This is a genomic window from Paenibacillus sp. strain BS8-2, assembly GCF_054483835.1.
On sequence record NZ_CM137010.1, the window covers coordinates 3,258,093 to 3,272,620 of the forward strand.

Sequence of the window (14,528 nt, forward strand, 5' to 3'; positions counted from 1 at the left end):
CTTTATTTTGGAGTCATGGAGGCATGAATTTCTCGCTAATTGGCATCCTAAGATCAGGAAATGGCTATTGCGAATACATTCACTTCGGAAGGAAAGATGCACGTTGTCTCATCAATCGGCAATTCTATTTGATTACAGTGACGATAGCAGCGCGGCTATGGCGAGAGAGCTGCTGCAGGAGCTTGGTTACGATCCTGTTATGCACGGAGATACTCGCATGCATATTCACGTGGATGGAGGCGATCTGACATCTGCGCTTGAGATCGCTCAAGCACATGGAGGCCAGCTTGTCGAGCAGGCGGATATCGCGGAAGAGACAGTGACGAACACGGCTTATGCGCTGGACGCCATTACGATACCAGCGCATGTAGTCAACGAAGACTGGATCGATGCGGAAGGCGCGCATAACCGGGACGACGACGAGGCGTGTACGAACGATGAATTTCTGCCAGACGCTGGAGAGTACAACCACTTCTCTGGGGATGTACATATTTGATTCCAAAGTGAAAGCAGAACAAATAGGGCTCCGTGTTTCCCGATGCTGGATAGGGAAAATCGCGAAGCCCTATTTCTTGTACATCGCGTTGTTATCTCATGATAGATAGCGCAGTTTCGGCCGCATGCCGTCCTGCGTTGTAGCCGGTTGTGAATGCGGCCGTGATATTGTAACCGCCAGTGTAACCATGAATATCCAATACTTCGCCGCAGAAATAAAGTCCGTCCATAAGTTTCGATTGCAATGACTTTGGATCGATTTCCTTCAGATGGACTCCGCCTCCCGTAACAAAGGCTTCTTCGATAGACAAGGTTCCGTTAATGCGCAAAGGGAATGCTTTGGCGACTCGCGCCAGCTCCAGCCATCCCTGCTTCGGAATATTGTCGAAGGTGATATCCTCTTTCACCCCGGATTTCAGGAACAGCAAATTTAGCATCCGCTCCGGATAATATCCCTTCAGCACATTCTTAACCGCTTTTCGGCTATCCGCTTTACACAAGGCTAACGTTTCTGTGTATAGCTCGTTTTCTGATTTGTCCGGCTTAAGATCGATTGTAACTAAGACATCTCCGTCGTTCTTCCGAAGCTCCTTGACAACAAACTGGCTGCAGCGAAGCGCAATCGGTCCGGATAACCCAAAGTGTGTGAAAATCATATCGCCCTCATGCGTGATAACGGCCTTGCCCTTGGCATTCCATACACTCAGCCCAACTCCGCGGAGCGATAGGCCCTGCAATTCTTTGCTCAATACAAAGGATGATCGGGAGGTCAATGGCACCTCTGTAGGGAAGAGCTCCGTTATCGTGTGGCCTGCTTCTTGCGCCCAAGCATACCCATCTCCCGTAGAGCCGGTATGCGGCACTGACTTACCCCCGACAGCTATGATGACACTTTTGGAATGAATAAGCTCGCCTGATTTCAATTGTGCTCCGACAACCTTGCCTTCCTCGTACAACACACGTTCCACGGGGGAATTGACACGAATGTCGACCCCGAGTCCCCTGACTTTACCCACAAGCGCATCAACAACGGACTTTGCTTTGTCCGTCACTGGAAACATCCGACCGTTGTCTTCTTCTTTAAGCGCGATCCCAAGCTTCTCGAAAAAAGCCATGATATGACGATTGCTGAAGGTAGCGAGCGCGCTGTGCAAATATTTTCCATTACCTGGAATATTTTTGATTAGTTCATCAAGCTCCTTGGCATTCGTTACATTGCAGCGGCCGCCGCCCGATATACCAAGTTTACGTCCAAGCTTGTCCCCTTTGTCGAGAAGGAGCACATTAGCCCCCGCTTCTCCAGCTGAGACCGCGGCCATTAATCCGGACGACCCGGCTCCCACGATAATAACATCATACATCATACCCATTCTCCTAACGACTTTTCCGTATATGATCCAGGCACCATGTACGCATGCCGACCTGGACTTTGAAGGATTATTTCATAATATGAAGTCTAGCTTACAATAAAAATATATGATCTTTAAATTCAAATAAATGCTATTCAATTTGGTTGTTTACAGTATAATCTAATTATTATACAAGAAAATGAGGAGCTGTGACGAATATGGTGCAGCGCGGTGACGGGAGCTCGAAAAACGTCGGGGATCTTGGCGCATCAAGCGAGATCCGCTATTCGGAATGGCAAGTGTCTGGCACGGGCGTTATTTCGTTGTTTGTCCGTTCCTGGGAACCAATTAGCAGTGCTTCTAAAGCTGTTATCTGTCTGTCCCACGGCCATGGTGAGCATGGGGGACGATACGGGCATGTAGCAGAAGCAATGGCTAAGAACGGTTATGCCGTTGTCGCTTATGATCATTATGGCCATGGTCGATCGCAAGGTAAACGGGGGCATATGCTGTCGATGGAAGCCGCGATTGCGGATATGACCGTCATGCTGGAGCAATGCGCCGAACTTTATCCCGATGTACCCGTGTTTTTGTATGGTCACAGCATGGGGGGCAATATTGCACTCAATTGCGTCTTGCGTACCAAACCAGCAATTCAGGGATTAATTTTGACGAGTCCGTGGCTCAGACTTGCTTTCAATCCTCCTGCATTTAAAGAGTGGCTCGGACGTAGACTGGCTTTCATCTGGCCCACTATGCCAATGTCTACAGGGCTCAAAGAAGAGGATCTATTCCGACTGGACGGTACAGAGGCTGTGCGCAGCCGCTCCATGAAGGGTGATCCGCTCAGTCATACAGCGCTTACACCACGAGCGTTTGTTGAAATTCAGGATGCTGGAGAGTGGGCAATAAGACACGGCGCAGAACTCCATGTACCGCTGCTGCTCTTACACGGCACCGTTGATCGGGTTACTTCCTTTGAGGCAAGCAGAGAGCTTGCTGAGTCGGTGGGGGAGAAATGTAATTGGCAACCTTGTGAAGGCGGGCTTCATGAGCTCCACAACGATCTGCGGAGCGATGAGACGATAAACGATATATTGGCTTGGATGAACGACAATTTGAACGCCTAAATCTACTATAACGTCGTTGATAAGGAGGCCTGTCTCCCTTGTTGAAGGATCTGCTTCTGCAATTCTTCCTATCGGTCCTCCCCGTGTTCGCCTTTTTGTTATGGCATGACAAGGAGCGCGGCTGGAAGGGCTTCGAGCCGTTTATTACGATTGCATGCGGCATATCCATATTGTTGTGTGCGCTTACGACCACCCAAATTTATGATTACAATACCGATTTTCGTATCATCCCATTCCTAATTGGATCGTTATATGGGGGATACAGGGCTTTTGGGACCTTGTTCCTTCTCTACTTGATTATTCGCCTGCCGACACTCGACAATGTTACCGAGATATGGGGCTTTATTTTGTCCATCCTGATTTTCTCGGTTCTTCTCATCGTCTTTATACGTAGATTCCAGCAATCAAACAGCGCGAATAGGGAACGGATTGGCTTGCTCATCATGTCCGTTGTGGCGCTTGTTATCCTCTTATTAGCCAAGACGTATCTCGCGTCGATTGGGATATCCTGGTCTCTCGTAACGGTTGTTGGTATAGCTTTGTCGATTATCGGCATGCTTCTCTCCTTGTGGTTGTCGATCTATATCATAGAGAGCATCAAGGAGAAGCAGCAGCTTTATTACGAGGTGGATTTGCTCTCGGTCAGCTATGTGAACGAGGTGCAGAAGATCCAGCAATTTATCGATAACGCGCCTCTAGCGGTAGTCATTGTCGATAGCGAGGGAGTCATTACTCACGCGAACGAGGAATTGCTGAAGTTATTCGTGTTTCGTAATGAAAACGAGACAGTCGAGAAGCTGAAGAATCGATCCTTCCTGGATGCCTTCGATCCTGATTACAGCTATGCCATCACGGATCTGTTAGACAGGGCGCTGCGCGGAGACAGTATCTCAACCATGCAGCTGGAAGCGGAATCATTGACGCTAATTATGACGACCGTCACATTAAGGGAAATCGAGGATAACGAGGTCACAGGTGCTGCTCTGATCGCCAAGGACATTACAGAGCTCGCGCAGCTACGCGATGAGAGGGGCAGGATGGAGCGCTTAAGTCTGGTTGGTCAGATGGCTGCCAGTATTACGCATGAGATTCGTAATCCAATGGCAGTTGTCCGAGGTTTCGTACAATTGATTCAAGAGCGCAGCTCGCCCAATCAATTCGAATATTTTCGTATTATTATGGAAGAGCTCGACCGTGCCAATATGATTATCAGCGATTTCCTGTCACTCGCGCAGAATCGTGAGCTTAAGATGGAGATGGCGTCGCTCCATACGACAATCAATGATCTTGTTCCACTGCTTAACGCTGACGCGAATCTTCGGGGACAATCGCTGGAGGTTCAATTATGCGATGATTTGCCTCTTATGAATCTTAATGACAGGGAAATAAAGCAGCTCTTGCTCAATCTAGCTCGCAACGGTATGGAAGCGATGGAGGACAAGGGCGTACTTAAGATCATTACAACTTGCACGAGCGAGGAAATCAGTATACATATTGCAGATGAAGGAGTCGGGATCCAGAAGGACAAGCTAGACAACTTGTTCGAGCCGTTCTATACGACCAAGACTCGCGGAACTGGACTTGGCTTGCCGCTTTGTCTCAGCATTGCTGAACGGCATAATGGACGGATCGACATCGAAACCTGCGAGGGCAAAGGCACGACCTTTATCGTCACCTTCGACATATCCGAGAAAGGAAATGCACATACTACACCGCAGTAAAGTGTACCTCCTTTTGATTTAGAGTGTTCACAGCGTTGGAACTCACGCGAGCAGGGCGATTAGCGGCTATTTAGCAGCCGGAGCATTGGCTCCGGTTGCTTTATTTTCGTAAGGGGCGTTATAATAGTAGCAAAAATCACCACAATAAAAGGAGTGTTCTTCATGTCTATGTCATTCGAACGGTATATGATGGATATGGTCCAGCCGATGCGCGACGACTTAACGAAATTGGGAATCAAGGAGCTTCGTACGCCAGAAGAGGTTGAAGAGAATGTGCCTGGTGCAAGCGGTACTGCATTGATCGTTATCAACTCCGTATGCGGATGCGCAGCCGGACAATGCCGTCCTGGCGTTGCGGAAGCGTTGAATAACGAATTGACGCCTGATCACCTGTTCACTGTATTTGCTGGCCAGGACAAAGAAGCAACGGCGAAGGCGCGCGAATATTTTGCGCCATATCCGCCATCCTCTCCTTCGATTGCTCTTATGAAGGACGGAGAGCTCGTACACTTCATCGAACGTCACCAAATCGAGAATCGTTCCGCGGCTGATATCGCTGCAGATCTATCGGATGCCTTCGACAAATATTGCGCGAAATAGGAGCTAATATATGAGCCTACAACAACAAATTATCGAACGCCTGGGTGTTCAACCGACAATCGATCCAGCAGCCGAAGTACGCAAACGCGTTGACTTCCTCAAGCAATATGTATTGAATTCTGGCACGTCTGGATTACTGATCGCTATTAGCGGGGGCATCGACAGCGCAGTAGCGGCGGGATTATGCAAGATCGCTACGGATGAGCTGAGCGAAGAGTCTGGCAAAGAATATTTGACGCTGGGTGTGTTTCAGCCGTATGGAGATCAGTCAGATATCGCAGACAGCTATGCTGTAGCGGATGCTTTTGATTTGCGCTACAAGGCAGAGACCAATATCGCTGAGGCTGTAGATGAGATAGCGCTTGAGGTTGAGCATAGCTTCAAGCAGCTGGGTATTCCTCGCCATATCAGCCGAGGCGGCAAGGGTAACGTGAAGGCCAGAACGCGGATGGTCATGCAATACGCGCTTGCGTTCGACCTGAATTTGTTGGTCGTAGGCACAGATCATGCGTCTGAAGCAATTACGGGCTTCTACACCAAGTGGGGTGACGGAGCAGTCGACATCACGCCGCTTAGTACGCTTAACAAACGTCAAGTTCGCCAAATTGCCGCCCACATCGGCGTGCCTAAGAGCGTGCTCGACAAAGCGCCAACCGCGGGACTATGGGACGGACAGACGGACGAAGGCGAACTAGGCATCCTGTATGACGACAACAGCGCTTATCTTGAAGGCAAGGAAATTTCGCCGGAAGTGAGCGAGAAGCTCGAGAAACAATATCTGAAGACGGAACATAAGAGGTCCGGCATTCCGGGTATCTAACGTCCTCAAAGCGATAAGTTTGGGGGTGGGGTGCAAACATGATTATTGGAATCGGACATGACTTAACAGACGTCTTGCGAGTAGAATCATTGCTGGATGGGGAGCGTGGAGACCGCTTCCTGAGGCGTGTCTTGACGGATGGCGAGCGAGAGCTCGCCGAGTCTTATCAAGGTGCTCGGTTGCATCAATATACGGCAGGCAGATTCGCTGCCAAAGAAGCAGTATCCAAAGCGCTGGGATGCGGTATTGGAGGTCAGCTAGGTTTTCACGATATCGAAATTTATCGCGATGCCAGCGGTAAGCCGTTATGCGGTTTGTCCGAAGCAGCATGGACGCGGCTTGGCCTCAATCCCGAATACATCACCATCCATGTTACGATAACGCATGAACGGGCTATTGCTTCGGCCTTTGCAATCGTAGAACGGATAAAGCGGTAACCTCTTGCCCATACTTGGAATGTAATGTAACAAGTATGGCATGAGAGGAGTCGCTCATGATGAAGGGATGGCACCGCGAAGAAAATAGTCATAACAGCCGCAGCACCAAACAAAGAGGTAGAAGCGGCAAGAGAGTGCAGCTCGAAGGTATGTACGAGAATGAATGGGGAGATGGCTTGCTGCTTATGCAAGGCGATATTTTCCCTGCGCATCCCTACATGGGCGACACCGTCTGGACGTATAAGGGATCTATTATTCAATCACAGCGGGGAGCATTGCCGCGCAGCGATCATCGGAAAGCTGCCGGCGAGATGGGTTTCCCAAAATAGAAGCTCTTCACTAATAATAGAGGCGTTACAGCATAAGAACATTATGGGCTATGTTGCTGGCAATCATTCGAGTAGAATGGTCGCCTGCTTATGTCTGGAATGTTTTTAGCAGCTGGACGCCTTTTTTAGTGCGATCACTGTTGCAGGTGAAAATAGCTGTCACTTAAACTTAGCGTTAACGCTTGCCAGCGAGCCAGTCAGAGAGTCCAGTGATTTGTTCTTCCGTCAACTGGTCGCCGAATGCTGGCATGAGTCCATCCTCGCTGCCGTCACGAATTTGTGCAGCGATATCTTCGGCGGATAAGCGCGCGCCGACTTGCTGCAGATTCGTTTCGTTGCCGACGCGGCCTTGCAGCTCGCTTCCATGACAAGAAAGGCATCGCGATTGATACAGTGCCGCCGTCGCGTTCGGCGCGTCGCGAAGCTCAGCGCCTTTGTCAGCGTGGTTCCCGCAAGCTGATGCAATCAAGAGTAATGGCACTAACGCGATTAGGCTTAAGTAGTTGAGATGTCTATTTGAAAATTGCTCATGAATCATGTCGAAGCCCCTTTCAACGCCCGTCATATCGTTGCAGCATATGATTATGGTTGACGTATCCGTATAATAGAGTATAGTCATAGACGAACAGATGAAACAACCCCGCCGGCGGCGGATGATTGGCAGACAAGGAAGGAACGACGGATAGATGGCTATTATCGAACAACAAGAACAACGAATATATTTCAGTACGGAGCTGCTGTCTTGGTACAGGCTGCAAAAACGCGATCTGCCATGGAGGCTGAATCGTGATCCTTATCGTGTATGGGTATCCGAGATTATGCTGCAACAGACGAGGGTGGACACGGTCATTCCGTATTACAAGGCATTCATGGAGCAATTCCCAACGGTGCGGGCATTAGCGGAGGCGCCAGAGGAAGAAGTGCTTAAACGATGGGAAGGGCTTGGTTATTATTCGCGTGCGCGAAATCTGCAAGCCGGCGCCAAGATGGTCATGGAGCTGTACGATGGTGTCATACCAGATGACCATAATGCCGTATCGGGACTGAAGGGCGTAGGTCCGTATACAAGCGGCGCGGTTATGAGTATTGCCTTTAACCGACCTTATCCGGCTGTGGACGGTAATGTGATGCGAGTGTTGTCTCGTTACTTCTGCCTGGAGGATGATATCGCTAAACCATCGACTAGAGTGAAGATCGAAAAGCTTGCGGTAACGCTCATTCCAGGTGATGCGGCAGGCGATTTCAATCAAGCATTGATGGAGCTAGGCGCATTGATTTGTACGCCCAAGTCTCCTGGCTGCCTGACATGTCCCGTGATGGAGCTATGTGAAGGAAGGCTGGCAGGCAAAGAAACGATGCTGCCGATCAAGACCAAAGCGAAAGCGCCGCGTAACGAATATCGCGCCGTTACGATCGTGGAGGACAAGGGACGTGTGCTGGTTCGCCGACGTCCGGACACAGGTCTGCTTGCCCAAATGTGGGAGCTGCCGCATGTTCTGTTGCCCGCTTCCTCCGAAGCGATGTTCGCAGCAGCTGCAATAAAGGAGCAGCCTGATATGGCAGAGGCGCTTATCCGAGATACGCAAGCTAGCGCTGCACTCTTTATCCATCCAACCGAATGGCTGTTGGATACTGAACATATATTCAGCCATATCATTTGGAGAATGAGAGTATTTCGAGCGGAGCTAGGGAGTGTTGGATTAGAAACTTCAACTCCGAGTGCAGGTTCGGCAATGGCCGCGGCGGAGTCCAAGACTTCATATGTGACTACGGATGTTCAAGATGAATTTAAGGGACCGGACGGTCTGGTCTATAGATGGATAACGAAACGCGACATGGAGGTTCTGCCATTCCCGAACGTGTTTCTCCGAATATTAAATCAACACTGGCAGTAGCGGAGTACTAGTCGAAGATTGGCGAGAGAGGGGTAAGGTTGATGGACAGCATGCTAATGAAGCTAAGGGAGCATAAAATCGTTGCAATATTACGCGGTATTGAAGACAGTCAGGCGGATGGTGCTGCGCAAGCGCTAATTGACGGAGGCATCCGGATGATGGAAGTCACAATGAACACCGAAGGGGCAACCACAATTATCGAGCGCTGGCGCACCAAGTTTGGCGAGGAAGCTGTAATTGGCGCAGGCACTGTGCTCGATGTCGATTATGCCAGAAGAGCGATCGATGCAGGCGCACAGTTCTTGATCTCACCAAACTTGGACGAAGAAGTTATCGCATACGGTCAGGAGCGAGGGGTTGCGGTATGGCCTGGCGTCATGACGCCTACAGAGATTGTAAAAGCGGTCAAAGCAGGCGCGAGCGCGGTGAAGTTATTCCCGATGGGGACGCTTGGAATCGGATATCTCAAGGAAATTAGAGGACCGCTCGATAAGGTGCCTATCCTGGCAACAGGCGGCGTAGACCTCTCTAATATTAAAGAATATTTTGCGGCGGGCGCAGATGCAGTCGGAATGGGGGGCAAGCTGCTTTCGCTGGACTGGGTAAGGGAAGGCAGACTGGATCTCGTGTCGGAGAGAGCCCGTCAGTTCACGGAAGTGGTGCAGCAATTATAGTCGGCAGGGTGGTCGCAGCCCGCTCTCCCAAGCAAAGTATCTTCTTGAAATCTTCCGATCCGAGTATGAAACGTTAATATAAGCATATGATGGTAGGAAGAGAGCGAGAGCAAGGAGGCGGGTATGCGAAATATAATAACCAGGCTTCTGGTGTTGGGTATTATTGTACTGGCGGCATATAGTTTGGAGTTAAAGATGGATTGGTTTCCGGCTCTTGCAGGTTCGGACGAGCCGGTGGAGGCAATTAGCAAGGAACCTATTAAAGTGAAAAAGTTCGAATTGACGGATACGGGGGATGCTGAGGCGGCAAATATAGACCCATCACAATCGGCGGTTGGTTCTGAGGAAGGGCCATACGATAAACTTGAGCTGGAGCTTGCTGCAGGTTTTCAATCGCGCGCGGATCGATTTTCCGTTTCTTATACCGGTAATCGCAAGCAATTGTCCGACGACATGACAGATATTATAAGAGCAGCGCTGAGACATGACGATTATTCGGCTTATATTCTCGAATCATACCTGTATACGATTCGCAGCTGGGGCACCAAATCGACAATTACAGTCGAGAGTAAATTTCGCGAAACGGAAGAACAGACCGCCGTCGTAGAACGTAAGGTCGACGAGATTATAGCAGAGATATTGAAACCGGGAATGAGCGACCACGAGAAAGTCAAAGCGATTCACGACTGGATCGTGTCCAATGTGGAGTATGATCAATCATTGTCGTACTATACCGCGTATGAAGCGGTTACGTTAGGCAAGGCGGTCTGCCAAGGCTACTCGCTTCTGGGTTATCGCATGCTTGAGAAGGCTGGTCTCGATGTACTGATCGCCGAAGGCTCGGTCAATACGGGAGAGCATGCCTGGAACATGGTGAAGCTGGATAACAGATGGTATCATCTCGACATGACATGGGATGATCCGGTTGGAGCGAAGTCGGAATCTCCCATTCGTTATACCTATTATCTACTGGCAGATGATGAGCTCCGCCGCGATCATCAATGGACGCGAGTATACCCCGCAGCAAGCTCAACCTATGCAGACGCGCTTCACGTCATGGAGCAAAGCGCTTCAGCGCAAGATGCAAGGTTAGCTACGAAGCTTAAACTTGCATTAGGACTGCATTGGCTGGAAGAGGAGAATACGGTCCGCGGTAAGGATGCGCTCAAACACGCGGTATCAAACGCCATCCGTAAAGGAGCTGGCAGTATGCAATTCCGTTATACGGAGGGCTCCGGTTTCCCAGAAGCGCTTAAGGAAGCATTCGAGGATGCACCGGTGGCAGTTGGCTATCGGGCGAGCTATGAACCATATGCGGGAGAAGGATCATTGATCGTCAGCATTCAGCTGGAATATCCGTAAAAACAAAGCCCTTTCGACTTCCCATTAGGAAGTGAAGGGCTTTGTTTTTTCTCATTAGCTTGCTAATAGGATCTAATCAGGATTGACCGCTGCGAGCAGCGGTCATCTGCTGCCAGACGGAGCCGGCTGCTTCTTCGCCGCGAAGAATCCGTTCAAGCGCGATCTGAGCCTGAAGTTGTATCTCAAACTCAGTATCCTTGGCAGCCTCGCGCAGGGCATCTACAGCGGACTCGTCTCCTAGCTCAAACAGGTAGCGGGCGGCGCGCCAACGAACAAGCTTGTTTTTGTCCTGCAGCGCTGTAATCATAGGACCTATTGCTACCGGATCTCCGATGTCGGACAACGTATCGCCGGCTGTACGCCGAACTGATGCTGAAGCATCCTGCAGCGCTTCGATCAGAAGCTGCAGCGCTTCGGGCGAACGCAGGTCGCCCAAATAAATGACGGCAAGCCTGCGTACCGAAGCGTTCTCGTCTCGGATCGCCTTAGCGAGGAGCGGAAGTCCCTCGGGCGCACTGACGTAACGATCAAGAGCGGCGTAGCGGCTTTGCCAGTCAGTGGACTCGAATGCAGCCGTTGCTTCCTCCAGGCTTAGAGGCGCTGGGCGAGGAGCAACCGGTGCAGTTGATTGGTCAACACCAGCCCCTGCCGCTTGAGCTGCTTCTACAAGCGCAGACAGACGATTCTCGTCATAGGATGCGTCAAGCTCCCTCACAATCTCTGCCGCAATGTCCTCGGGCTCACCATATCGGACACCAAGCTCCTCCAACATTCGCTCCCGAATCATGGATGAACCTGCGGCACGGCTTACGGCTTCGCCGAACTTGGCTGGCAGCGCGGAACGAGTCTCGCCCGTAGTGCTGCGGACGCGTATCTGCATCGGTATACCGCGAAACATTTGCACAAGCACCTGCGCTTCGCCATAACCTGCGGCCATACTCTGCTGAGCATCCGTGGCTCCTGCATGATCGCCGCCCGCTTGCAACAACGTTCGAGCTTCTCCCAGTATGCGCGCCCAGTCTGCTCCAGGCTTGCGGTCTAATGCGATAAAGTCTGCGGTGCGGAACAGCCCGCGAACGCCGTCAATGAGCAGAAGCTCGTTATAGGGATGCGGAGCCTCCGCAGCTTCACTTGATTTGTATGTTGCTCTATGTCCGTGCGCCAGCGTCTCATCCACGTTCAGCTTCATGGAATTTGGGCTTGGCGTCGGCTCTATAGACAATAGTTTCATGCGAGAGTCCCTCCTTTTCTATTTACTATACCATGTGCACGGCGTATTTTCGAAAAATGGGCTTTCGTTAGGAAACCTTTATTTGCAATCCATGCCATTTGCTTGGTATCTTAGTGTTAAGTCAGAAGCACTTAGGAGGAATCTGCTATTGCGAATCAGACGTTTCTCGAATCAGAATGAGGTCGTACAGCAGAATTCATACAAGCAATTCAAGAGATGGAGGCATGAGCGGGTCAAAAAGCTGAAGGAGAAGGATTATTCGTACCGTGTGCCGAATGTGGAGCCTGATGTGCAGTTTCTACAAAATAACACGGAGCATCCCTCCATCACGTGGATCGGTCACTCCACCTTTCTGATACAGATCGCCGGTCTTAACATTATGACCGACCCCGTATGGTCGGAACAGATGGCGTTCCAGAAGCGGCTTACCCCGCCAGGCATTCCGATCCATCAGGTTCCACCGATTGATGTTGTCCTAATCTCTCATTCGCATTATGATCATCTCAACATCGGCTCCATTAGGAAGCTTGCGGGGTCCAAGCAAATACTTGTACCTGCAGGGCTCGGTTCCAAGCTTCGACTAAAAGGTCTCTCGAGGGTAAAGGAGCTGCATTGGTGGGAGTCGATGCAAATCGGGGATGTTTCGTTTACGTTCGTGCCCTCGCAGCACTGGACGAGGCGCAACCCCTGGGATACGAATCGATCACATTGGGGCGGTTGGATCGTTCAGACATGTGGTGAATCGTTTCAGCATCTTGATCAGGTCAAGGAACTGCATACGACGGTTGAGTCAAATGACGCGTCTGCTGCTGAGGCAGAGATTGTCAGACGCGAGATTGCGGCAACTTACGCCCCGACTCTAGAAGACAGACCGCTTGTCTGCGCGAATCCAACGATTTATTTTGCGGGGGACAGCGGTTATTTCACAGGCTTCAAGGAGATCGGCAGACGATTCGATATCGATGTTGCTTTGTTGCCCATTGGTGCTTATGAGCCGGAATGGTTTATGGGCCCGCAGCATGTGACGCCGGAAGAAGCGTTGCAGGCGTTTGAGGATACAGGAGCAAAGTGGTTCGTACCTATGCACTATGGGGCGTTCAAGCTGGCCGATGATACTCCGCAGGAGGCGCTCGAACGGTTGGAAGCGGAGCGATGCCGCCGTAAACTGCAGGAAGATCAAATTGTCGTGCTCCCTCATGGCGAGACTTGGAAGCTTGCAGGAACAAAGTAAATGATGGCCATTATTGCCCTTATCTGTACTTGAATACGCACATTCATTCGCGGGAGGATACATGAAAGATGAGTCATACGAATCTCAAAGTAGGTATTATTGGCGCCGGAGCCATCGGTAATATTCATATCGGCGCCTTCAAGAAGGCAGAAGGAGCAGAGGTAACTGCAGTTGCTGATGCGTACTTGCCACTCGCACAGCAGCGCGCCGAAGAACACGGCATTGGTGCCGTGTACGGCAATCCGCAGGAGCTGTTGGAAGATTCGAACATTGATGCCGTTGTCATCGGCGTACCGAATCAATTCCATGCGGCGCTGGCCATCGAAGCGTTGAGTCGTGGCAAGCACGTCCTCTTGGAGAAACCGATGGCGATTGATTCCGAAGCGGCGCGAACGATCGCCTTTAAGGCTGCCGAATCCGGCAAGGTGCTGATGATGTCTCACCAGATGCGCTGGAAGGCACTGAACCGAGTGGTCAAGTCCAGAATCGACGCTGGTGATGTCGGCGATGTCTACAACGCGAAAGCAGGCTGGTTCCGGAGGAAGGGGATACCGGGCTGGGGCTCTTGGTTCACTCGCAAAGATCTTGCAGGCGGCGGTCCGCTTATCGACATCGGCGTGCATATGCTGGACTTATCGTTATACCTAATGGGCAACCCGAAGCCGATTTCCGTCTATGGATCGACATATGCTGAATTTGGACCTAAGCGTGAGGGGATAGGCACTTGGGGGACGCCGAACTGGGATGGCTATTACGACGTCGAGGATCTTGCATCCGCACTGATTAAGCTCGATAATGGTGCTACTTTGTCTCTTGAAGTCAGCTGGGCTGCACACGCTGCCGGGCTGCCGGAAGCGCCGTTCGTACATCTGATGGGTACCAAAGGCGGTGTTTCCATCGTCGGCGACAAGAGTACATATTTGACGCATGCGGACAACGAAGTCGTTGAGACCGAGATTGTGTCAGAGGATGAAGCGGATGAACGAGATTTGATGACGAACCACTTCATCGAATGTATTCGTGAGGGTAAAGAACCGATTACATCGGCGTTGTCGGGATATACGAACAATCGGATATTAGATGCGATCTACGAGTCCTCCCGTACTGGGAATGAAGTAAAGCTAAACTGGAAATAAGCAGATTACGGAAACCTCTTGCCTAAATTTCGCAGTTTTCTATGCGAAAGGCGGAGGTTTCTGCCATTATCGCGTTCGTTTCCGGCGCCGACTGTGCTATAATAGTTCGAGAATATGC

15 protein-coding genes are annotated in these 14,528 nt (G+C 50.7%); 12 read left to right on the top strand and 3 right to left on the bottom strand.

Translation table 11 applies throughout. From position 1 onward, the window contains the following. Positions 1-103: 103 nt before the first annotated feature. On the top strand, positions 104-496 hold the full coding sequence (locus ACX1C1_RS13920) for a hypothetical protein (RefSeq protein WP_458952793.1): 393 nt from the start codon (positions 104-106) through the stop codon (positions 494-496). Between the two features lie 91 nt (positions 497-587). On the opposite strand, the gene ACX1C1_RS13925 is transcribed toward ACX1C1_RS13920, so the two are convergent. Then, on the bottom strand, positions 588-1,859 hold the full coding sequence (locus ACX1C1_RS13925; protein ID WP_458952794.1) for a BaiN/RdsA family NAD(P)/FAD-dependent oxidoreductase: 1,272 nt from the start codon (positions 1,857-1,859) through the stop codon (positions 588-590). A 203-nt stretch (positions 1,860-2,062) separates the two neighbouring features. On the opposite strand from ACX1C1_RS13925, the gene ACX1C1_RS13930 reads away from it, so the two are divergent. The 6 genes from ACX1C1_RS13930 (at position 2,063) to ACX1C1_RS13955 (ending at position 6,881) form a co-directional block, all read left to right on the top strand. Then, positions 2,063-2,974: an alpha/beta hydrolase gene (locus ACX1C1_RS13930; RefSeq protein WP_458952795.1), complete on the top strand. Its 912-nt coding sequence runs from the start codon at positions 2,063-2,065 to the stop codon at positions 2,972-2,974. Between the two features lie 38 nt (positions 2,975-3,012). Beyond that, entirely contained in the window at positions 3,013-4,695 is a 1,683-nt protein-coding gene (locus tag ACX1C1_RS13935) for an ATP-binding protein (protein WP_458952796.1), read from the top strand. Between the two features lie 162 nt (positions 4,696-4,857). Beyond that, the gene (locus ACX1C1_RS13940; protein WP_458952797.1) at positions 4,858-5,295 is read left to right on the top strand and encodes a BrxA/BrxB family bacilliredoxin; all 438 of its coding nucleotides are present in this window, start codon (positions 4,858-4,860) and stop codon (positions 5,293-5,295) included. Positions 5,296-5,305: 10 nt separating this feature from the next. Further along, positions 5,306-6,115 (top strand): ammonia-dependent NAD(+) synthetase, encoded by an 810-nt coding sequence (gene nadE / locus ACX1C1_RS13945; RefSeq protein ID WP_458952798.1) that lies wholly within the window; start codon positions 5,306-5,308, stop codon positions 6,113-6,115. 38 nt (positions 6,116-6,153) lie between these two features. Beyond that, on the top strand, positions 6,154-6,552 hold the full coding sequence (gene acpS, locus ACX1C1_RS13950; protein ID WP_458952799.1) for a holo-ACP synthase: 399 nt from the start codon (positions 6,154-6,156) through the stop codon (positions 6,550-6,552). A 56-nt stretch (positions 6,553-6,608) separates the two neighbouring features. Further along, positions 6,609-6,881, top strand: a complete 273-nt coding sequence (locus ACX1C1_RS13955; RefSeq protein ID WP_458952800.1) for a hypothetical protein — start codon at positions 6,609-6,611, stop codon at positions 6,879-6,881. 175 nt (positions 6,882-7,056) lie between these two features. Here ACX1C1_RS13955 and ACX1C1_RS13960 read toward each other — a convergent pair whose 3' ends face one another. Further along, positions 7,057-7,419, bottom strand: a complete 363-nt coding sequence (locus ACX1C1_RS13960) for a c-type cytochrome (RefSeq protein WP_458952801.1) — start codon at positions 7,417-7,419, stop codon at positions 7,057-7,059. 148 nt (positions 7,420-7,567) lie between these two features. On the opposite strand from ACX1C1_RS13960, the gene mutY reads away from it, so the two are divergent. The 3 genes from mutY to ACX1C1_RS13975 all read left to right on the top strand — a co-directional run bounded on the left by mutY (position 7,568) and on the right by ACX1C1_RS13975 (position 10,812). Continuing rightward, positions 7,568-8,776, top strand: coding sequence for an A/G-specific adenine glycosylase (gene mutY, locus ACX1C1_RS13965; protein WP_458952802.1), 1,209 nt, complete (start codon positions 7,568-7,570; stop codon positions 8,774-8,776). A gap of 41 nt (positions 8,777-8,817) precedes the next feature. Further along, complete coding sequence (locus ACX1C1_RS13970; RefSeq protein WP_458952803.1) at positions 8,818-9,450, top strand: bifunctional 4-hydroxy-2-oxoglutarate aldolase/2-dehydro-3-deoxy-phosphogluconate aldolase; 633 nt, start codon at positions 8,818-8,820, stop codon at positions 9,448-9,450. Positions 9,451-9,573: 123 nt separating this feature from the next. Then, on the top strand, positions 9,574-10,812 hold the full coding sequence (locus tag ACX1C1_RS13975; RefSeq protein WP_458952804.1) for a transglutaminase domain-containing protein: 1,239 nt from the start codon (positions 9,574-9,576) through the stop codon (positions 10,810-10,812). Between the two features lie 76 nt (positions 10,813-10,888). Here the strand turns inward: ACX1C1_RS13975 and ACX1C1_RS13980 are convergent, their stop codons facing one another. After that, entirely contained in the window at positions 10,889-12,043 is a 1,155-nt protein-coding gene (locus ACX1C1_RS13980) for a conserved virulence factor C family protein (RefSeq protein WP_458952805.1), read from the bottom strand. Between the two features lie 148 nt (positions 12,044-12,191). Here ACX1C1_RS13980 and ACX1C1_RS13985 point away from each other — a divergent pair, with 148 nt between their 5' ends. Both ACX1C1_RS13985 and ACX1C1_RS13990 read left to right on the top strand, forming a co-directional pair. Then, on the top strand, positions 12,192-13,274 hold the full coding sequence (locus tag ACX1C1_RS13985) for an MBL fold metallo-hydrolase (protein ID WP_458952806.1): 1,083 nt from the start codon (positions 12,192-12,194) through the stop codon (positions 13,272-13,274). A 68-nt stretch (positions 13,275-13,342) separates the two neighbouring features. After that, positions 13,343-14,410 carry a Gfo/Idh/MocA family protein gene (locus tag ACX1C1_RS13990; RefSeq protein ID WP_458952807.1) on the top strand — a complete coding sequence of 356 codons (1,068 nt, stop codon included), beginning with the start codon at positions 13,343-13,345 and terminating at the stop codon, positions 14,408-14,410. Positions 14,411-14,528: the final 118 nt, after the last annotated feature.

What these genes read in the sequence shown, in the direction of transcription:
- ACX1C1_RS13960 (WP_458952801.1), bottom strand. Translation starts at nt 7,419, where the DNA reads ATGATTCATGAGCAATTTTCAAATAGACATCTCAACTACTTAAGCCTA.
- ACX1C1_RS13940 (WP_458952797.1), top strand. Translation starts at nt 4,858, where the DNA reads ATGTCTATGTCATTCGAACGGTATATGATGGATATGGTCCAGCCGATG.
- ACX1C1_RS13955 (WP_458952800.1), top strand. Translation starts at nt 6,609, where the DNA reads ATGATGAAGGGATGGCACCGCGAAGAAAATAGTCATAACAGCCGCAGC.
- ACX1C1_RS13975 (WP_458952804.1), top strand. Translation starts at nt 9,574, where the DNA reads ATGCGAAATATAATAACCAGGCTTCTGGTGTTGGGTATTATTGTACTG.
- ACX1C1_RS13930 (WP_458952795.1), top strand. Translation starts at nt 2,063, where the DNA reads ATGGTGCAGCGCGGTGACGGGAGCTCGAAAAACGTCGGGGATCTTGGC.
- ACX1C1_RS13990 (WP_458952807.1), top strand. Translation starts at nt 13,343, where the DNA reads ATGAGTCATACGAATCTCAAAGTAGGTATTATTGGCGCCGGAGCCATC.
- ACX1C1_RS13970 (WP_458952803.1), top strand. Translation starts at nt 8,818, where the DNA reads ATGGACAGCATGCTAATGAAGCTAAGGGAGCATAAAATCGTTGCAATA.
- nadE (WP_458952798.1), top strand. Translation starts at nt 5,306, where the DNA reads ATGAGCCTACAACAACAAATTATCGAACGCCTGGGTGTTCAACCGACA.
- acpS (WP_458952799.1), top strand. Translation starts at nt 6,154, where the DNA reads ATGATTATTGGAATCGGACATGACTTAACAGACGTCTTGCGAGTAGAA.
- mutY (WP_458952802.1), top strand. Translation starts at nt 7,568, where the DNA reads ATGGCTATTATCGAACAACAAGAACAACGAATATATTTCAGTACGGAG.
- ACX1C1_RS13980 (WP_458952805.1), bottom strand. Translation starts at nt 12,043, where the DNA reads ATGAAACTATTGTCTATAGAGCCGACGCCAAGCCCAAATTCCATGAAG.
- ACX1C1_RS13925 (WP_458952794.1), bottom strand. Translation starts at nt 1,859, where the DNA reads ATGATGTATGATGTTATTATCGTGGGAGCCGGGTCGTCCGGATTAATG.